Source organism: Corynebacterium sp. ZY180755, assembly GCF_054331495.1.
This window is the reverse complement of the sequence record NZ_CM135811.1, coordinates 1,096,594-1,114,029: the sequence shown is the minus strand read 5'-3', so window position 1 is coordinate 1,114,029 and position 17,436 is coordinate 1,096,594. Positions and strand designations below refer to the sequence as shown.

General features: G+C 56.4%; 16 protein-coding genes. 7 read left to right on the top strand and 9 right to left on the bottom strand.

All coding sequences use genetic code 11. The features are described from left to right. Positions 1 to 27 precede the first annotated feature (27 nt). Both ACXM2N_RS05205 and ilvD read left to right on the top strand, forming a co-directional pair. The gene (locus ACXM2N_RS05205; RefSeq protein ID WP_458490691.1) at positions 28 to 654 is read left to right on the top strand and encodes a PH domain-containing protein; all 627 of its coding nucleotides are present in this window, start codon (positions 28 to 30) and stop codon (positions 652 to 654) included. Positions 655 to 843: 189 nt separating this feature from the next. Beyond that, a complete protein-coding gene (gene ilvD, locus ACXM2N_RS05200) occupies positions 844 to 2,682 on the top strand; it encodes a dihydroxy-acid dehydratase (RefSeq protein WP_458490689.1) in 1,839 nt (612 codons plus the stop codon). Between the two features lie 208 nt (positions 2,683 to 2,890). Here ilvD and ACXM2N_RS05195 read toward each other — a convergent pair whose 3' ends face one another. From ACXM2N_RS05195 to ACXM2N_RS05185, 3 genes are all read right to left on the bottom strand, one after another. Then, complete coding sequence (locus ACXM2N_RS05195; RefSeq protein ID WP_458490687.1) at positions 2,891 to 4,204, bottom strand: DoxX family protein; 1,314 nt, start codon at positions 4,202 to 4,204, stop codon at positions 2,891 to 2,893. A 78-nt stretch (positions 4,205 to 4,282) separates the two neighbouring features. Continuing rightward, positions 4,283 to 5,038: an HNH endonuclease family protein gene (locus ACXM2N_RS05190; RefSeq protein WP_458490685.1), complete on the bottom strand. Its 756-nt coding sequence runs from the start codon at positions 5,036 to 5,038 to the stop codon at positions 4,283 to 4,285. Positions 5,039 to 5,121: 83 nt separating this feature from the next. Then, on the bottom strand, positions 5,122 to 5,985 hold the full coding sequence (locus ACXM2N_RS05185) for a LysR family transcriptional regulator ArgP (RefSeq protein ID WP_458490683.1): 864 nt from the start codon (positions 5,983 to 5,985) through the stop codon (positions 5,122 to 5,124). Between the two features lie 70 nt (positions 5,986 to 6,055). Between ACXM2N_RS05185 and ACXM2N_RS05180 the strand changes: the two genes are divergently transcribed. Next, positions 6,056 to 6,757 (top strand): LysE/ArgO family amino acid transporter, encoded by a 702-nt coding sequence (locus tag ACXM2N_RS05180; protein WP_458490681.1) that lies wholly within the window; start codon positions 6,056 to 6,058, stop codon positions 6,755 to 6,757. A gap of 43 nt (positions 6,758 to 6,800) precedes the next feature. Here the strand turns inward: ACXM2N_RS05180 and ACXM2N_RS05175 are convergent, their stop codons facing one another. The 4 genes from ACXM2N_RS05175 to ACXM2N_RS05160 all read right to left on the bottom strand — a co-directional run bounded on the left by ACXM2N_RS05175 (position 6,801) and on the right by ACXM2N_RS05160 (position 11,360). Next, the gene (locus ACXM2N_RS05175) at positions 6,801 to 7,898 is read right to left on the bottom strand and encodes an aldo/keto reductase (protein WP_458490679.1); all 1,098 of its coding nucleotides are present in this window, start codon (positions 7,896 to 7,898) and stop codon (positions 6,801 to 6,803) included. 41 nt (positions 7,899 to 7,939) lie between these two features. Then, positions 7,940 to 8,596, bottom strand: a complete 657-nt coding sequence (locus ACXM2N_RS05170; protein ID WP_458490678.1) for a GntR family transcriptional regulator — start codon at positions 8,594 to 8,596, stop codon at positions 7,940 to 7,942. Positions 8,597 to 8,724: 128 nt separating this feature from the next. Beyond that, positions 8,725 to 10,230 carry an Asp-tRNA(Asn)/Glu-tRNA(Gln) amidotransferase subunit GatB gene (gene gatB / locus ACXM2N_RS05165; protein WP_458490676.1) on the bottom strand — a complete coding sequence of 502 codons (1,506 nt, stop codon included), beginning with the start codon at positions 10,228 to 10,230 and terminating at the stop codon, positions 8,725 to 8,727. Positions 10,231 to 10,331: 101 nt separating this feature from the next. Then, positions 10,332 to 11,360 carry an ATP-dependent 6-phosphofructokinase gene (locus ACXM2N_RS05160; RefSeq protein WP_458490674.1) on the bottom strand — a complete coding sequence of 343 codons (1,029 nt, stop codon included), beginning with the start codon at positions 11,358 to 11,360 and terminating at the stop codon, positions 10,332 to 10,334. Between the two features lie 360 nt (positions 11,361 to 11,720). Here ACXM2N_RS05160 and ACXM2N_RS05155 point away from each other — a divergent pair, with 360 nt between their 5' ends. Together ACXM2N_RS05155 and ACXM2N_RS05150 are read left to right on the top strand one after the other, a co-directional pair. Next, positions 11,721 to 12,050 (top strand): hypothetical protein, encoded by a 330-nt coding sequence (locus ACXM2N_RS05155; protein WP_458490672.1) that lies wholly within the window; start codon positions 11,721 to 11,723, stop codon positions 12,048 to 12,050. A gap of 66 nt (positions 12,051 to 12,116) precedes the next feature. Beyond that, positions 12,117 to 12,965, top strand: a complete 849-nt coding sequence (locus ACXM2N_RS05150; RefSeq protein WP_458490670.1) for a siderophore-interacting protein — start codon at positions 12,117 to 12,119, stop codon at positions 12,963 to 12,965. A gap of 48 nt (positions 12,966 to 13,013) precedes the next feature. Here ACXM2N_RS05150 and ACXM2N_RS05145 read toward each other — a convergent pair whose 3' ends face one another. Continuing rightward, a complete protein-coding gene (locus tag ACXM2N_RS05145) occupies positions 13,014 to 14,063 on the bottom strand; it encodes an NAD(P)-dependent alcohol dehydrogenase (protein ID WP_458490668.1) in 1,050 nt (349 codons plus the stop codon). Positions 14,064 to 14,130: 67 nt separating this feature from the next. Further along, a complete protein-coding gene (locus ACXM2N_RS05140; RefSeq protein ID WP_458490666.1) occupies positions 14,131 to 15,555 on the bottom strand; it encodes a DHA2 family efflux MFS transporter permease subunit in 1,425 nt (474 codons plus the stop codon). A 28-nt stretch (positions 15,556 to 15,583) separates the two neighbouring features. On the opposite strand from ACXM2N_RS05140, the gene ACXM2N_RS05135 reads away from it, so the two are divergent. Together ACXM2N_RS05135 and ACXM2N_RS05130 are read left to right on the top strand one after the other, a co-directional pair. Further along, a complete protein-coding gene (locus ACXM2N_RS05135) occupies positions 15,584 to 16,081 on the top strand; it encodes a GNAT family N-acetyltransferase (protein ID WP_458490664.1) in 498 nt (165 codons plus the stop codon). A 179-nt stretch (positions 16,082 to 16,260) separates the two neighbouring features. After that, entirely contained in the window at positions 16,261 to 17,376 is a 1,116-nt protein-coding gene (locus ACXM2N_RS05130; protein ID WP_458490662.1) for an HNH endonuclease signature motif containing protein, read from the top strand. Positions 17,377 to 17,436: the final 60 nt, after the last annotated feature.

Sequence of the window (17,436 nt, the reverse complement as noted above, 5' to 3'; positions counted from 1 at the left end):
TAGTGTTGTGCGTTAGGATTAGTCCCCATGAGTAAAGAATCGTCCCACCCAAAGAAAAATCAACCTGCCGAGGAAACGGGAGCTAAGGTTTTCCGGCCTGAGCGCACACACCTAATTGCAGCGTTCCTGATTCTGGGCATCATGATTATTGTGGTGGGCGCTAAGCCGTTGTACCTGATCTGGTTCCTTGCTATTCCTCTAGCTTTCATCTGGTGGGTGTTCAAGGCAAAGACCGTGGTAGATGATTCCGGTATTCGAGCTGAGTACGCCTTCAAGGGCAATAAGAGTGCTTCATGGGAAGAGATTAAAGGCATTGGTTTTGAACGCTCGAAGGCATTCGTTCAGACTACTGATGACAGCAGGTTCAACCTTCCTGCAGTCACGTTTAACTCCCTGCCAGCTCTCGAGCAGGCATCTAAGGGCAGAATTCCAGACGCACTGACCCGAGGCCGGTGGGCAGCTGATGAAAAAGTTGTCCTCGTTAACCGCGAGGGCCACCAAGTGCTCATGACCAAGGAAGAGTTCGCAGAGTATGAAAAGGAGCACGGCCCTGTAGCAGGTGCTCACTCCACTACTGCGGCAGCCGGGTACACGCAGGAGACTAAGGAAAGCTCTGATGCGCCGGTGATTAATCCAAAAACAAAAAAGGACTAGTTAGCCGAAATTTTGCCCCACTATGTGGGGCATTTTTCGTATAGTGAGTAGATTAGGTTCTACCCTATTGTTGTTTGGATCCTACTGGTTTGAGGCCACCACACCTACCCAGACAGCAATAGAAATCCCCCACCATGGGATTACGCGCAGCCGAGTTCACTTTTACCCCAATTCTAGAAAAGATTCTTCATGTTCCCACTTCGTTCAAAGGTCACCACTGTTGGTCGCGCAGCGTCGGGAGCCCGTGCTCTATGGCGTGCTACCGGCACCAAGGAGAACGAGTTTGGCAAACCGATTGTTGCCATTGTTAATTCCTACACTCAGTTCGTGCCTGGTCACGTTCACCTGAAGAACGTGGGCGACATCGTAGCCGATGCCGTGCGTGCAGCCGGTGGTGTGCCTAAGGAGTTCAACACCATCGCTGTTGATGACGGCATTGCTATGGGACACGGCGGCATGTTGTACTCCTTGCCGTCCCGTGAGATCATCGCTGATTCTGTTGAGTACATGGTCAACGCTCACACCGCTGACGCCATGGTGTGCATTTCTAACTGTGACAAGATCACCCCAGGCATGCTCAACGCTGCACTGCGTTTGAACATCCCCGCAATTTTCGTTTCCGGCGGCCCAATGGAGGCCGGCAAGGTTGTGGCCGTGGACGGCGTCGCGCATGCGGCGACCGACCTGATTACCGCCATGACGGCGTCGGCAAGCGACGCAGTCTCCGACGAGGACCTGCTCAAGGTTGAGCAGTCTGCCTGCCCTACCTGTGGCTCCTGCTCAGGCATGTTCACCGCAAACTCCATGAACTGCCTCACCGAGGCGCTCGGTCTGTCACTGCCGGGCAATGGCACGACCTTGGCTACTCACACCGCCCGCAAAGACCTGTTCACTCAGGCTGGCGAGATGATCGTAGACATGTGCCAGCGCTACTACGGCGAGGAGGATGAATCTGTCCTGCCACGCAACGTGGCCACCAAGGAGGCGTTCCGCAACGCTATGGCGCTGGACATGGCCATGGGTGGCTCCACGAATACCATCCTCCACACTCTTGCTGCAGCACAGGAAGCGGAGTTGGACTTCACCCTGAAGGATATTGACGAGCTCTCCCACGAGATCCCATGTATCTCCAAGGTTGCCCCTAACGGCACCTACCATATTGAAGACGTCCACCGCGCCGGCGGCATCCCCGCCATCTTGGGCGAGCTTCGCCGCGCCGGCCTCCTGAACGAGGACGTTCACACTGTTGCTTACGACACCGTTGACGGCTGGCTCAATGACTGGGATATCCGCGGTGGCAAGGCCATCGACAAGGCCATCGAGCTCTTCCACGCTGCACCTGCTGGTGTGCGGTCCACGGAGGCCTTTAGCCAGTCCACCCGCTGGGACGAACTGGACCTAGACGCCGAGAACGGCTGCATCCATGACATCGAGCACGCCTACTCCGAAAACGGTGGCCTCGTGATCTTGCGCGGAAACCTATCCCCTGATGGATCCGTGCTAAAGACCGCCGGCGTGGAAGAAGAGCTGTGGGAGTTCACCGGCCCTGCCCGCGTTGTCGATTCCCAAGAGCAGGCAGTCTCCATGATTCTGAACCGCGAGGTCCAGGCCGGCGAAGTGGTAGTCATCCGCTACGAAGGCCCAGCCGGCGGCCCAGGCATGCAGGAAATGCTGCACCCAACCTCCTTCCTTAAGGGCGCAGGCTTGGGCAAGAAGTGCGCGCTGATTACCGATGGCCGCTTCTCCGGTGGCACCTCCGGTCTCTCCATCGGTCACATCTCCCCAGAGGCAGCCCACGGCGGTCTCATCGGCCTCATCCGCAACGGTGACCCGATCACGATCTCGGTAGCAAACCGTACCCTGACCCTAGATCTCTCCGACGAGGAAATTGAAACTCGCCGCAAGGAGATGGAAGCGTCCGAGAACCCATGGACCCCTAACCGTGAGCGTTACGTATCCAAGGCGCTGCGTGCCTACGCCAAGATGGCTACTTCTGCAGACAAGGGCGCTGTACGCCAGGTGGACTAACCCCACCTCCCTGGGTTTAGCGCCGTAATCAACAACGCTGCCAGATTCTCAATGACCTTTGGTTTTGAGAGAACCCGGCAGCGTTGTTGCATTTACGCCTCATCAGCAAATCGACGGAAGCTGCACGCAACAGGGCCTACCGGCCATAGCTAACCCAGCGCATGAAAAAAGCGCCCGGTTAAGAAAACCGAGCGCATTCAGAGCAGTGCTATGCCAGCGGGTTTACACCGGCGCAGAACCACCACAAGGCAATAGCACCGGCGATGCCGAGGATCGCGAAAATCCACGAGCTTGCCAGCGGGCGCTTTGCCCAACTACGGGAGGTATCTAGGGAGATAACGCCCGGACCGGTGAACTGCAGCGCAAGTGCAATGCCGGTGAGCACGATAGCAAGGCTGACGCCTTCTGGGATGCTGCTCAAGCTCCAGCCGTCAGTGGTAAATAGGGTGTGAGCAGCCAGGAATGACGTAGCTACGGTGGCTACTGCCGCGGCTACCGGAGTGAGCAAACCAAAGACTAGGAAAACGCCAGCAGCAAGTTCCATCGCTGGAACTGCAACAGAAAGCAGTTCCGGCATGATATAAGAGCCAAAGTCAGCCTTGAGCTCGTTGAGCCCGTAACCTCCTGCGCCAAAGAAAATGCGGACCGAGTGGTAGATCAAGTAGGCGCCAAGTAGCAGGCGAACGAGCAGCAGGCCAAAGTCAATGGTGCCACGCTTAGCATTCTCAACCACAGTAGTTGGAGTTACCTCGCTCTGCTGTGGTTGCGGGGCAGCCTCAGCTTGTGGCGAGGACGTGAACATGCCCGTCGCCGCCGCAGTGGGGACGGCAGCTGCTGCAGCTGGGGCCGTTTGGGCAGGAACGGTTCGGCTAGACACCGGTTCCTCTCCCAGCAGCGGTTCCTTGTGCGCCGACGCAAACTGGGTAGTTTCAGCAGTGTCGCGGGCAGGAGCGAAATCTTGGTCCTTGTACACGTCGCGCGCAGTGGTTGGCGCGTCGGAAGCCAAAGGCGCGCTGCGATCAGCGCGTGGGAAGGCCGCAGTTTCCTGTGCCTCGGAGTACGGCTTTGGCTCAGATTCCTTAACGACGTTCACATTGCGGTCTTTGTTCAGGTCGCGCTGCAACACGTGCGTTTCTTCGGCCGCACCGTTGTCCTTGTTAGATCCCATCATCTTTTCCTCCTTAGACGTGGATGCAGGTGTTTCAGAGGCTGCGCTGGCGACGCCTGCGGAAGCATCTGGCTGGGGAGCCTTAAATTCAGGCTTGTTCTCCGAGTGGTCAACATCCTGCGCCAGGTTAGGATCACCGAGCGGTTTGATCTCAGGCTTGTCTGTGTCCTTAATTGAGCTGCCACGAGCAGGGATTGATTGAGGTGCAACTCGCCCAGTACGGGAGTAGATGTCACCCTTGCTGGTTTTGTCCAAACCGGCGCCGTTGTCAGCCGCAGACGAATCCTTTGGCTGCTGGTACGTAGGAATATTGTCGAATTCACTCGCACGATCTGGGGTGTTATTGTCCTTCATGCGCTCCAGCGTATGCGAGTTAGCAACCCTCGCGCCGTAATCTACCGGCGCGCCACGTGGTTTTTGCCCTTTTGGGGCCTATTTGTTGCACGTTTGCAATGCTTTGCGCAATCCTAGACGCTCCTGAACTGTTACCTGGAGACCGTACGTGTGCTTGACCATGATCTGGCGCTGGGCGTACGTGCAGTGATAGTTCGGATCACTCGGAAGCCAATTGTCCGCAGTTTTGGCTGATTTAGACTGATTCTCCGCACCAAATGTGGCTTGCAAGTTGATGGGATCATTGGCAAAATTGCGCCTTCTTTCCTCATCCCACGCGTGAGCGCCGGAGTACCAAGCATCAGCGAGGGCCACAACGTGGTCTATCTGCACGCGTTCGCTCGTCCCCTGGCCGCGAACAAAACCGACGGTAGTTCCCGTGTAGGGATCTTCTAAGGTTCCGGACAGCACAACGCAACCGTAGGTGCCGTCTTTGAGTACCACGCCCAAGAGGTCACGCCGCAGAATGTCATTGCGGGTATCGCAGCCGTTATGACCGAATTCCACCGTGACGTCATCACTCCAGCGCTGGCCGAAGGCATCCCGGTTGTAGTCAGGTGCGGTAGGATCAAACATCCGAATGCCAAGTTCATTCAGCTGCTGTTCACTCACCGTTGCTTCAACCGTGGGCGCTGACGGCAGAGTGGGTAGCGTGAGCTTCCCTCCGGTTGCCGCTGTGAATGCACCAACCACCATGACCGCACCAACCACGGCCGCAAGGGTAATTCGAAGTTTCGCCAGTACACCACGGCGGTTGCGTCCGCGGTGTTTATTACGACTTCTTCCGGCACCCACCTACTACCCCTTTCGCCAACGTTGAGCCAACGATACCAACGTGCGCAGATACCACCTACACAAATTCGAACAGATAATCGAGACTACTTGAGGTTGCCAGCGGCCGCAATAACAGCATCCGTGAGTTTTTCCAGAGACGGGGATTCAAGCCGCCACCGTTGCCAATACAAGGGAACATCAATAACGGAGTCATCGAGCCTGACTACCTCGCCGGTCTCAAGCAACTGCCCTGCTTGCTGTTCAGGCAGCAGTGCCCACCCAAGCCCAACACGGGCCGCTTCCATGAACGCCTCCACCGACGGGATAATGTTGATGTGCCGCTGGTGAACCGGCTCATCCACTCGCCCCTGAAGATCTTGGTCCTGCAAACCGTCGCGAGGACCAAAGCGCAGAACCGGCATCGCAGCCCAATCCACTTTCCCGTCTTTGGTGTAACTGTCCAGCAACCATGGCGCAGCCACGGAGTAGTAGCGCATCTGGCCAAGATAAACCGATTCGCAACCTGCGACAGGGTGCTGTTCCCTTGTGACAGCACCCAATACGTCACCGCGGCGCAGCAGCGAAAGGGAGTGCGACTCATCCTCGATGTGAAGCTGCAGGGTGGTTTGCCACCGCGCCGCCTGGGCCAGCACCGGACGAAACCACGTGGACAGGGAGTCAGCGTTAACAACCACGGACAGCGGAATTCTGGAAATCCGACCTCTCAGCTGCGCTTCAGTCTCCGCTTGCAAGAGGGCCATGCGGCGAGCGGATTGCACCAACACCTCACCTGCCGGCGTAGCAGTTACTGGCGTTGATCGCCGCAGCAGGACCCGCCCCGCCGCTTTCTCCAGAGCCTTAATTCTCTGGCTCACCGCTGATGGTGAGATTCCTAGGGCAAGCGCAGCGTCCTCAAAGCTGCCCTCAGACACGATGGTCATGAGAGTTTGCAGGTGAAGTGGGTTCATGAAGCTATTCTAAACCAGCTTTAGAATCTTTTGTTTTACTTCATATGCTCAGCGTAGGACAATTCGGTTCATGAGCATTTTGTTATCTGGTTTCCTCATCGGCATCTCGCTGATCGTGGCGATTGGCCCACAAAACGCCTTCATCATCAAGCAAGGTATTAAGCGGGAATACGTTGGCCTCGTTGTCGTAGTCTGCGCCCTGTCGGACATCGCCCTCGTCTTTGGTGGCACCGCCGGCGTTGGCGTCATCATCGAACGCGCACCCGTATTCCTTGAGATCCTTAAATGGGCAGGCGTTGCCTACCTCGGGTGGTTCGGCTATACCTGCTTCCGGGACGGCTTCAAGCGGGACACCGGCACCATTACCGTCAAGGAAGACATGCCCGTCACGCCTTCCGACGAGCTCATCCACGGCCCCGAAGCGGCTAGACAGGTAGCCACGATCGCGCGTCCGCGCACGCGCCTAAAGCCCACTATCACCAAACCCTGGTTCAAGGTCGTTCTCACCGCCCTCGCGTTTACCTGGCTCAACCCAGGCGCTTACATTGACGCCGTCATCATGCTCGGCGGCATGGCGAACCAGCACGGCCCCGACGGCCGCTGGATCTTTGCCTGCGGCGTACTCTGCGCCAGCGCGGTGTGGTTTCCTACCATCGGTTTCGGCTCCGCCAAGTTCTCCCACGTTTTGGCACGACCAACCGTATGGAGGATCATTAACATCGCCATCGGCATCATCATGGTCATCATGTGCATGCGCCTGATCATGCACTAAGAAAAGCTAAAAGCGCTCCGGATCACTCCGGAGCGCTCACGTTCTACCCGCGTGTGCGAGAAGCTGTCGCTCCCGCCCAAATATTGATGCCACCGTCAGAAGCTAAGCGATCGATCGCATTAAGTTCCTGCGTGCTGAACTCCAGGTTATCCAGGGCCCCTAGGTTATGTTCCAGCTGTTGGACACTGGAGGCACCGATCAACGCCGACGTCACCGTTTCCGCCCCGTAGTCACCCTGTTCGCGCAAAACCCATGCGATCGCCATCTGAGCGAGGCTTTGACCGCGTTCACGCGCGATACTATTGAGCGAGCGCACCATGGCCAAGTTCTCCTCGGACAGCATAGCGTCATTCAACGATTTACCTTGCGTTGCGCGCGAACCCGCGGGAACCCCATCCAGATAGCGGTCCGTGAGCAGGCCTTGGGCCAATGGCGAGAAAGCAATAACGCCGAGGCCATGTTGAGCCGCCGACGCAAGCAAAGACTCCCCATCTTCACCCGGCTCTTCCACCCACCGGTTCAGGATGGAGTAGCTTGGCTGGTGAATCAGCAGCGGGCAGCCTTCCTCAGCCATGAGCTGGGCAGCTTCGGCCGTGAGCTCAGGACCATAAGAGGAAATTCCCACGTAGCGGGCTTTGCCGCTGGCCACAATATCGCGGAGGGCATACATGGATTCTTCCAGCGGGGTGTCAGGGTCTGGGCGATGGTGGTAGAAGATGTCTACGTGGTCCAATCCCATACGATCCAACGACGCATCGAGGGAATCCATCAAGTACGTCCGGCTGCCGCCAAAGTTATAGGGTCCCGCATTCATCACCCAGCCGGCCTTAGTTGAGATCACCAGCTCGTCGCGGTGGCGGGCCAAGTCCTCGCGGAAGATCCTGCCAAAGTTGATCTCCGCGCTTCCGGCTGGCGGGCCATAGTTATTAGCCAAGTCGAAGTGGGTGATGCCGTGATCAAACGCGTAGCGGATGGTGTCTCGTTGGTTTTGCAACGGGACGTCATCGCCAAAGTTGTGCCACAACCCTAGGGAGATCGGGGGCAGTTTGAGACCGGAATTACCGCAGGTACGGTACTCCATCTCCTCATATCGATGGACAGAAGGAGCATAGATTTCTTCGGGATTTCTGTTATAAGTCATAGCTCCATTGTGCGCCTACAAGCCGCATTGGCGCTAGGAACCTAGCGGGTGTACTCCGCCAACAAGGAATCCCTGGTGGCGCTCAGGTGCTCACGGACTGCTTCCTCCACCGCATCAACATCACCGGAAGCGATTGCGTCCTTAATTTTCCGGTGTTCTTCAATTACGCTTGGCCACCGCTCCACACGGAACAAGGACTTGGTGCCAATCATCCACTGGCGAACAGATACTCGCTCGTAAGCACGAGCTAGTTCGGAGTTGTCACTGTATTCGAGAATCGTGGCATGGAATTTCCGGTCCAGTGCTACGAATTCCTTGATACGAGACACGTCTGCGTGGGCAGCCATTTTCTCTTGCTCTTCGATGATCTCTGTTAAAACCGCACCGGGCGAGCTTTCATTCCTAATCACGCAGGTTGCAGCGAAGATCTCTAACATGATGCGGAGATCCATGATGTCATTGACCTGTTTGCGGGTGATGATGGGAATCATGGTGCCACGGTTAGGGATCTGCTCCACCAGGCCTTCGGAGGCGAGCCTGCGCAGTGCCTCACGCACTGGGGTACGCGAGATCCCGATGTCATCTGCAACAGCTTGCTCATTGATGAAGCTACCGTGAGAGCGCGGGTCAATCAGGAGTTCCCCACGAATGTAGTCATAGGCTTTCTTTGCGCTGCTCACACGGCTTGTAGGACTCATAGCCTGTAATTTTATACTTTTTCTGCGACGAACCGTACGCTTTTGCCTCCGAAAAGGCAGAAACCTTGAGCCCCAGAGTCAGCAAAGCCCCGACCGCATACCACGATCGGGGCTAGCACGCAGGCTGGTTACTTCAGCTTCTGAGCGATCAACTTGTTAACCTGGCCTGGATCAGCCTTGCCCTGGGTTGCCTTCATAACGGCACCCACGATTGCGCCAGTGACCTTGGTGTTGCCGGCTTTGTACTTCTCTACGATGTCTGGATTAGCAGCGAGTGCATCATCCACAGCCTTCTCAATGGCGCCGTCATCGCGCACAACTTCAAGACCTCGAGCCTTAACAACGTCATCCACGTCGCCTTCGCCAGCAAGAACACCGTCCACTGCCTGACGAGCCAACTTGTTGGTGAGCTTGCCTTCATTAACAAGTGCGATCACGCGGGCCACCTGCGCAGGGGTGATCTCGAGAGAGTCCAGATCGATTCCCGCTTCATTAGCCTTACCAGCGAGGTAAGAAACCCACCAAGAGCGAGCCTCGCCCGGCTTAGCGCCCGCTTCTACGGTTTCAATGATCAGATCCAGTGCCCCTGCATTGACAAGGTCACGCATCTCCTCATCCTTGAGCTTCCACTCTTCCTGGATACGGGCACGACGAACCCATGGCAGCTCCGGCAGCGTTGCACGAATTTCCTCGACCCACTCTGCAGGTGCGATCACTGGTGGCAGATCAGGATCGTTGAAGTAGCGGTAATCCTCCGCGGTTTCCTTTGGGCGCCCCTTGGAAGTTGAACCATCGCTCTCCTGGTAGTGACGGGTCTCCTGAACGATGGAGCCACCGTCAGCGAGAACCTGAGCCTGGCGCTGCATCTCAAAACGAACAGCCTGTTCAACAGACTTAAGAGAGTTAATGTTCTTGGTCTCGGTTCGGGTACCGAACTCCTCCTGGCCCCATGGGCGCAGGGAGACGTTCGCGTCGCAGCGCATGGAACCTTGGTCCATGCGGGCGTCGGAAACGCCGAGAGCCTTCACCAGATCGCGCAGCGCGCCGACGTAGGCACGCGCAACCTCAGGCGCGCGCTCGCCCGCGCCAATGATTGGCTTAGTCACGATCTCAATCAGCGGAATGCCCGCACGGTTGCAGTCCACCAGGGATGCAGTCGCTCCGTGAATGCGGCCACCGGTGCCACCCAAGTGAGTGAGCTTGCCGGTGTCCTCCTCCATGTGCGCGCGCTCGATTTCAACGCGCCACTCGGTGCCGTCATCAAGAACAACGTCCAGGTAGCCGTCGTACGCGATCGGCTCATCGTACTGGGAGATCTGGTAGTTCTTCGGCTGGTCTGGGTAGAAGTAATTTTTGCGTGCGAAGCGAGAGGATTCCGCGATGGAGCAGTTAAGAGCAAGACCAATCTTGATTGCCCACTCAACGCCCTTAGCGTTGACTACTGGCAGCGCTCCTGGCAGACCCAGGGAAACTGGGTCAACGTTGCTGTTAGGCTCAGCACCAAAGTGTGCAGATGGCGCGGAGAACATTTTGGTCTCCGTGGCAAGCTCAACGTGGACCTCAAGGCCCATGACAGGTTCAAACTTTTCAAGGACTTCCGTATAGTCCATCAGGTCATACATCGCTGCAGTCATGGTGGCAATAGTACTACGCCCCACCCCACCGGTGCGACTCACACACAGACAAAACCGCGCCCTCCAGCAATGAGGAGGACGCGGCGGAAAGAAGCAGGACGTTAGCCGAACAGGGCCTTGGCCGTCTTGATGCGGATATCAGGGACGGTCTTGAGCGTGTCCACTGCGTCTGCTAGGTCAATCAGCTCAATGAATTCACCATGAAGGGCAACCATCTTGCCAAAGCTCTCCTCGTGGCACGCACGCGCAGCGTGCACGCCGTAACGGGTAGCCAGCACGCGGTCGAAAGCCGTTGGGGTGCCGCCGCGCTGGATGTGGCCCAGAACGGAAGTGCGCACGTCGTGTCCGAGGCGCTTCTTGATTTCGTCGCCAATCATCTGACCCACGTTGTTGAAGGTCTGGTGGCCGAACTCATCTTCTTCGCCACCTTCAAACTCCATCGTGCCCTTCTTAGGGGTTGCACCCTCAGCGACGACGATGATGCCGTACTTCTCACCCATCTGGAAGCGGCGTTCCATCTTCTTGCAGATTTCTGCGATATCAAATGGCTCTTCCGGGAGAACAATGTAGTGTGCACCGCCAGCCATGCCGGCGTGTAGTGCAATCCAGCCAACGTGTCGGCCCATAACCTCCACGATCATCACACGGTTGTGGGACTCAGCAGTGGTGTGTAGACGATCGATGGCGTCAGTTGCCACCGACACTGCGGTATCGAAACCGAAGGTGTAGTCCGTACCATTGACGTCATTATCAATGGTCTTAGGAACGCCCACTACCGGAATGCCGTTGTCAGACAGCCACTTAGCACCCTTGAGCGTACCTTCACCGCCGATAGGAATCAGGGCATCGATACCGGCGTCCTCAAGGTTTGCCTTGATTTGGTCTAGACCTGCCTTGAACTTGTCTGGGTGCAAACGGCCAGTGCCCAAGATGGTGCCGCCGCGCAGGAGAATCTTGTCAATATCCTCATCGTCGTAAAGCTGGACACGCTTGTCCTCCATCAAGCCAACCCAGCCGTCTTGGTAGCCCACAACAGTTGAACCGTATTCAGAACACGTACGAACGATGCCACGGATAACGGCGTTGAGGCCCGGGCAGTCACCACCAGAAGTCAAAGTTGCAAGTCGCATAGTTTGTTAGTGTAGCGCCCCCTTTTCGTTTATGCCCGTTCGGACACCGTCCACCAATCCCAGCTTCCCTCTTGAAGCCCAATAAAACTTTCCTAAGCTGGACTTTTAACGAAAGTGCGAATCACATCACGCGTACCCACCATTGAACGCGGGCCACCTAAGGAAACCAAAACAGAATCAAAACCACACAGTCGAAATGACAAACGCTGCACCAAGGCAGGACCAGCGTGAACTACTCCCCCGAAGTCCACGTCGCACAGCACCGCGGACTGTCAAGCCCAGCATGCATAACCCGCTTTCGGGTTTTCCCTCAACTTTTCGCACGCCTCAGCTTTGGCCACAGGGGTAGAATTAGCGAGTATGAGTTCGGAAGCAATCAACATCAAACCAGCTGAAGAAGTAAACACCTCGTCCGTCGTCTGCGTGGGACTCATTGGCGGCTGGTTGACCGCCCGTGAAACTGGAATCCGCCCACTGGGTGGTGTGGTTCTGGCCGCAGCCGGAGGTTGGGCTGCGCGCTCATGGTTTAAGAAGACCCATCCTGCTACCGCCGCAGCGCTAACAGCCGGCTATGTTGGCGCGTTTGGATTGTCTCATCCGCTGGCAAAGAAGATCGGTGCTTGGCCGTCAGTTTTAGCTGTCACCGCAGCGTCAGCGTCCGCAGCGAGCCTTTTCTCTGACCGCAAGTAGAGCGTCATCTGACATTTTCTTTCAGGGTGCACCGGATGTGCCGGTACACCCTGTATTTTGGAGTGGATGACTACTTCACAGCACAATCACCGTAAACGCCCGCCTATGAAGGCACACGAGGCCCTCGTCACTGGAACCACTCGCCTCACAGAGGAGATGGTCCGTGTGCACTTTAGTTCCGAGGCCATAAAGGGCAAGGACCTTCCCTTTACTGACCACTACGTCAAGCTTCTCTTCGTGCCAGAAGACGCAGACTACGCCTGGCCGTTTGACCTAGCAAAGCTACGCCTTGCTGTGGAAAGCAAATTCATGCCTATTAAGCGCACCTACACGCTGCGCAATGTAGATACCGAAAATGGCACTTTCGATATCGACTTTGTCTACCACGGTGACCATGGCCTTGCCGGTGTATGGGCCGCCGGCGCGCAGGCCGGTGACGTGCTGCCGTACGTGGGACCAGGTGGCGCTTGGGCGCCGTCGGAAAGCGGACATTACGTGCTCGCTGGGGATGAATCCGCTGCCCCAGCCGTCCTTGAGGCCGTGAAGGCCCTACCCCACGACGCCACCGCGGATGTGTACCTAGAGGTCAGCAACGAGGACGTTATTCTTCCTGTAGAGCACAGAGACGGCGTCACCTTCAAATGGGTTCTGCGCGACGGCGCGGTACACGGCTCACGCCTGTGTGAGGCAATTCGTTCTAATCCAGCTCCCGATGCGAAGTGGTTTATCCATGGTGTTGCGGAAATGATCAAGGATCTACGTAGGTACTTGTTCGTAGAAAACAACGTTGCAAAAGAAGACGTATCTATTTCTGGCTACTGGCGCTTAGGAATGACGGAGGATCAATGGCAGTCCTCCAAGCGTGAGTTTGTGGCGCAACTAGCCGCAGAGGAAGAAGAACTCAAGAACAACTAGAAGCAGACAGGCCACCAGTTCTGAAGGAACTTGGTGGCCTTTTGCTGTTTAATTGTTGAAGGTTTCTGTATCAATCACGAAGCGGAACTTCACATCACCTGCAACCACACGATCGTAAGCGGCGTCTACCTCATCCACGCCCACCTTTTCGATCATGGCGCCAATGCCGTGCTGTGCACAGAAGTCCAGCATCTCCTGCGTCTCACGAATTCCACCGATATTGGAGCCAGTAAGAGCCTTGTCACCCATGATGACCGAGCCCAATGCCAGTGGGAGCTTCTCCGGAGGGAGCCCAACCACGCTCATCACACCGCGCGGCTTAAGCAGGCCTAGGTACTGCCCCAGATCAAAGCTTGCGGAAATGGTGACAAGGATGAAATCAAACTCACCCCTGTGGTCTTTGAAGAAGTTGTCTTCCGACGTCGCCAGCGTGCGCACGGCACCCAGCTCCTTGGCCGTCTCGGCCTTGGCCAGGCTGCGGGACAACACGGTCACTTCCGCGCCCTTGGCGGCGGCAATTTGAACGCCCATGTGGCCAAGGCCACCCAGGCCGACGACAGCAACCTTGTCTCCTTCAGACACATTCCAGCGCGCCAACGGCGCGTAGGTGGTGATGCCCGCGCACAGAAGGGGCGCAGCTACGTCAAAGTCCAACTCATCAGGAATGGTGCACACGAAGTTTTCGTTCACCACTACCTTTTGGGAGTAGCCGCCCTGAGTGATGGTGCCGTCCACATCCTCAGAATTGTAGGTACCAATAGCACCATTCAGGCAATGCTGTTCATCGCCGTTCCGGCACTGTTCACACTCGCCACAGGAATTCACTAGGCAGCCCACGCCCACGCGGTCGCCCACCTTGAACTTGGTGACCTTCTCTCCTACCGCTTCCACAACACCAGCAATCTCGTGGCCGACGGTCAGAGGAAAGTGCGCCTCTCCCCACTCATTGCGGATGGTGTGAATATCCGAGTGGCAGATCCCCGCCGCTTTAATGTCGATGACCACGTCATCCTCACGCGGATCACGGCGCTCGATCTCAACCACCTTGAAAGGCTGGTCTGGTCCGCTCTTCTGAAGTGCCTTGACTGTAATGCTCATGTCATCCGATGGTAGGTCATTTATTGAAAACGTGCCTGATGAGAATGAGTTTCATACTGAAAATGGCTTACTGAAGAGCGATTTTCTTAGTGTCACCGGAGTGCGCGGACAAGGCTGCAATCACCGCGATAACCATCATCGCGACCGCCGGCAGCAGCGACCAACCAAACGGCGCCCCAGCTTCTAACTGGGTATCCGCACGTGCGAGTTGCCATTGCAGCACCGCGCCACACGTAGCAGATCCTAGAACCGAACCCACCTGGCGGGTGGTGTTATACACACCGGACCCCATACCCATTAGCCGCGGCTTCAAATCACGCATCGTGGAGGTCGAGTTCGGCGCCCAAATAAAGGAGTTACACAGACCCAGAAACAGCATGGCGACTGGAACAGCCCACAGCGGCAGGGCGAAGAACATGATCACCGCAAGCAGACTCAAGCAGAGCGCTGTTCCCGCAAATCCGCCCGCAGCCAAAAGGTTGGGCGAGTATTTATCCGCCCAGCGGCCCACCATGGGGCTCAGGAACAGCGAACTCAGCGCCTGCGGCACCACCATCAAACCAGCATGAAGAGCAGACAAACCGTGCACGTTTTGCAGGTACAACATAATCGGCAGCGGCGTTCCCGCCACTACGAAGCCCATGCATACGATGCCGATATTTCCCATGGAAAAGTTCTTCACACTGAACAGTTCCAGAGGCATGAGCGGTTCCTTGCCCGCAGCTTGAAGGTGCGCCTGCCAGCGAACGAATACCGCAGCAACGGCGATACCGAAAGCCATCAGAACCCAGATCCACAACGCCCAACCGGCATCCTCGCCCTGCTGCAGGCCAAACACAACCGCAAACACAGCAACCAGTGACAGCACCACGGATAGAACGTCAATAGGACGCACGTTGGGCTCGATCAGCGGCACAAACTTGGCCACCATAATCACACTCAACACACCAATAGGCACGTTGATGAAAAAGATCCAATGCCAACTCAAGCTTTGGGTAATAACTCCACCCAGTAACGGCCCAGAAAGCGAGGCCAGACCCGCAGTCATACCCCAGATACCCAGCGCCGCTCCCCTACGTTCACGGGAGAAAATACGGTTGATCACCGCCATCGTCTGCGGCGTCAGAAGGGACGCTCCCACACCTTGAGCCGCGCGAGCAACGATCAGAGCGTTCGCATCCGCAGACAAGCCACACGCCAACGAGGACAGGGTAAAGATCACCATTCCTAGGATGTACACATTTCGCTGACCAAACCGGTCACCGAGGCGCGCTGTAAATAGCAACGGCACAGCGAAGGTAAGAAGATACGCGGAATTAATCCACACGATCTGGTTGTAGGAAGAACCTAAGTCTTCCTGTAAAACAGGCGTAGCCACACTCACGATCGTCTGATCAAGCAGAATCATGAAGAAGCCAATGCACAGCGCAATTAGCGCAGGCCAAGCCCTCTTCTCTGGCAGTGGCAGCTCTGGGTAAGTCTTCTGGCTCATCACCACCAAAACACTACACTGGATTCCTATGAATGATGATCTCAGCTTCACTCTCGAAGCCACCACGGAACAGGACCGCACCTACATCAAACGCATCAACTTTCTCGCGGACGTCATGGGCGACGAAACCAAACCTGCCACTCAAGAGATGGTGGAAGGAGCAAAGCACTACGTTGGCCGGTGGAATCCCGAGAATGGCGGATTCGTAGCCTACGACAATTTTGGCATCCCTGCAGGCGCAGTCTGGCTCTCCTGGGGCGACAAAATCTCCCAAGGATTCGGCCACGTTGAAGAAGGCATCCCAGAATTGGCCATCGGCGTCGAACGCAGATACCGCGGCCAAGGAGTGGGGACGTCACTGTTAAACGCCGCCATTGAACTCGCCCGCGAGCTCCAGGCACCTGGTATAAGCCTCTCCGTCAGTGAACACAATCCACGCGCCCACAAGCTTTACCGCAGCCTTGGTTTCGAGGACCTTCGCTATGACGAGCCAACGCAACACTATGTGCTCGTCAAATACTTCTAACCGGCACTCTCCGTATCAATCCTTTCCGACGCCTTCAGCACCGCCGAAATCCTCCGGCTTCTAAGTTATCCACAGGCGCCCATGGCGCCTCGGGGTGAAACCTCGGGGGTTATCCACAGAATCGCCGGTTTCGGTGCATTCCCTTTTTTGGCCGTGTGTTCGGGTTTACGGTTGATGCCATGACCGATGATCACGCAGCACTGACCAACTACCTCACCGCTATGAACAGCGGTGCTGTTGTGTTGCGCGCATTCCACGGCCGCAAACACTGGGAGTTTGACACCATCGCCCCACGCGACGCGAAAGAACTCATCGGCACCGCCTCTTGGTTGTATGGCAAGACTCGGTACACGATGCAGCAACGCAAGACACGGGAAGCCGCCATTGAACACGGGTTCTCCCTGTCCGTGCTCACCATGATCCGCGGGCACGTAGAAAAACTTTCTACTGAACGCGAACAATGGGTACTCTGGCGCGAACTCACCAACAAGAAGCGCCCTGCAGCGGTGATCAACACACTCGCCCTCAAGCGGGTGAAAGAACTGACACAACCACCCGCTAAGAGAAAAACAGCGATGCGCACCGTCCGGGGTGCAGACGGCATGGGCACCCTTTATTTCACCGCACCCCACGCACAACTCGCCGACATCAACCGCAGCCTTAAAGAAACCGTAAAAAGTCTGATGGAAGCGGATAAGGATAAAACCAAGGACCAGGCCCGGGGTGAAGCCTTCACCGAGTTACTCAACAGCGAGGCAGGTGTGCCCCAGGGTGGTTACACACCACTGGTGGTTGTTCCCGTAGAAGAACACGCCAAGATCATCCGCGGTGAGGGTGACGGCATTAAGGTGGTGTGTTCTGATGGCACCATCCTAACGGATAAAGAATACCTAGAACGCCTACTAGCAGACTATGGGCTGGTTGCTCTTGTGGATGAAGAAGAAGGCACCCTCAACATGTTCCGCACACAGCGGTTTGCCAACCAGAAACAACGGTTTGCGGCGTTCGCGGAAAACCCCACCTGTGTAGCACCAGGATGCACGGTAGCGTTCGATGACTGCCAACTCCACCACGTCGTGGCATGGAAAAACGGTGGCAACACCAACATCAAGAATTTGGTGCCACTGTGTGCCTACCACAACGGGATCAATGATGATGACTGGTGGAATAAAATCCACGGGCACATTGAAAAACGAGGGCCGTTTGCCTACTGGGTATCCGCTTATGGGTTACCGGATAGACGGAACCAGCACCCGCTCGCCATGCTCGGTGGCTGCAGAAAAATCTTCGGATAACCCCACCCACAACACACAACAGCCGTAACACCACAAGGTGCTACGGCTACAGGTGTTGCC

Coding starts and splice junctions, on each gene's coding strand:
- ACXM2N_RS05205 (WP_458490691.1), top strand. CDS start 28: ATGAGTAAAGAATCGTCCCACCCAAAGAAAAATCAACCTGCCGAGGAA.
- ilvD (WP_458490689.1), top strand. CDS start 844: ATGTTCCCACTTCGTTCAAAGGTCACCACTGTTGGTCGCGCAGCGTCG.
- ACXM2N_RS05195 (WP_458490687.1), bottom strand. CDS start 4,204: ATGAAGGACAATAACACCCCAGATCGTGCGAGTGAATTCGACAATATT.
- ACXM2N_RS05185 (WP_458490683.1), bottom strand. CDS start 5,985: ATGAACCCACTTCACCTGCAAACTCTCATGACCATCGTGTCTGAGGGC.
- ACXM2N_RS05180 (WP_458490681.1), top strand. CDS start 6,056: ATGAGCATTTTGTTATCTGGTTTCCTCATCGGCATCTCGCTGATCGTG.
- ACXM2N_RS05175 (WP_458490679.1), bottom strand. CDS start 7,898: ATGACTTATAACAGAAATCCCGAAGAAATCTATGCTCCTTCTGTCCAT.
- ACXM2N_RS05170 (WP_458490678.1), bottom strand. CDS start 8,596: ATGAGTCCTACAAGCCGTGTGAGCAGCGCAAAGAAAGCCTATGACTAC.
- gatB (WP_458490676.1), bottom strand. CDS start 10,230: ATGACTGCAGCGATGTATGACCTGATGGACTATACGGAAGTCCTTGAA.
- ACXM2N_RS05160 (WP_458490674.1), bottom strand. CDS start 11,360: ATGCGACTTGCAACTTTGACTTCTGGTGGTGACTGCCCGGGCCTCAAC.
- ACXM2N_RS05155 (WP_458490672.1), top strand. CDS start 11,721: ATGAGTTCGGAAGCAATCAACATCAAACCAGCTGAAGAAGTAAACACC.
- ACXM2N_RS05150 (WP_458490670.1), top strand. CDS start 12,117: ATGACTACTTCACAGCACAATCACCGTAAACGCCCGCCTATGAAGGCA.
- ACXM2N_RS05145 (WP_458490668.1), bottom strand. CDS start 14,063: ATGAGCATTACAGTCAAGGCACTTCAGAAGAGCGGACCAGACCAGCCT.
- ACXM2N_RS05140 (WP_458490666.1), bottom strand. CDS start 15,555: ATGAGCCAGAAGACTTACCCAGAGCTGCCACTGCCAGAGAAGAGGGCT.
- ACXM2N_RS05135 (WP_458490664.1), top strand. CDS start 15,584: ATGAATGATGATCTCAGCTTCACTCTCGAAGCCACCACGGAACAGGAC.
- ACXM2N_RS05130 (WP_458490662.1), top strand. CDS start 16,261: ATGACCGATGATCACGCAGCACTGACCAACTACCTCACCGCTATGAAC.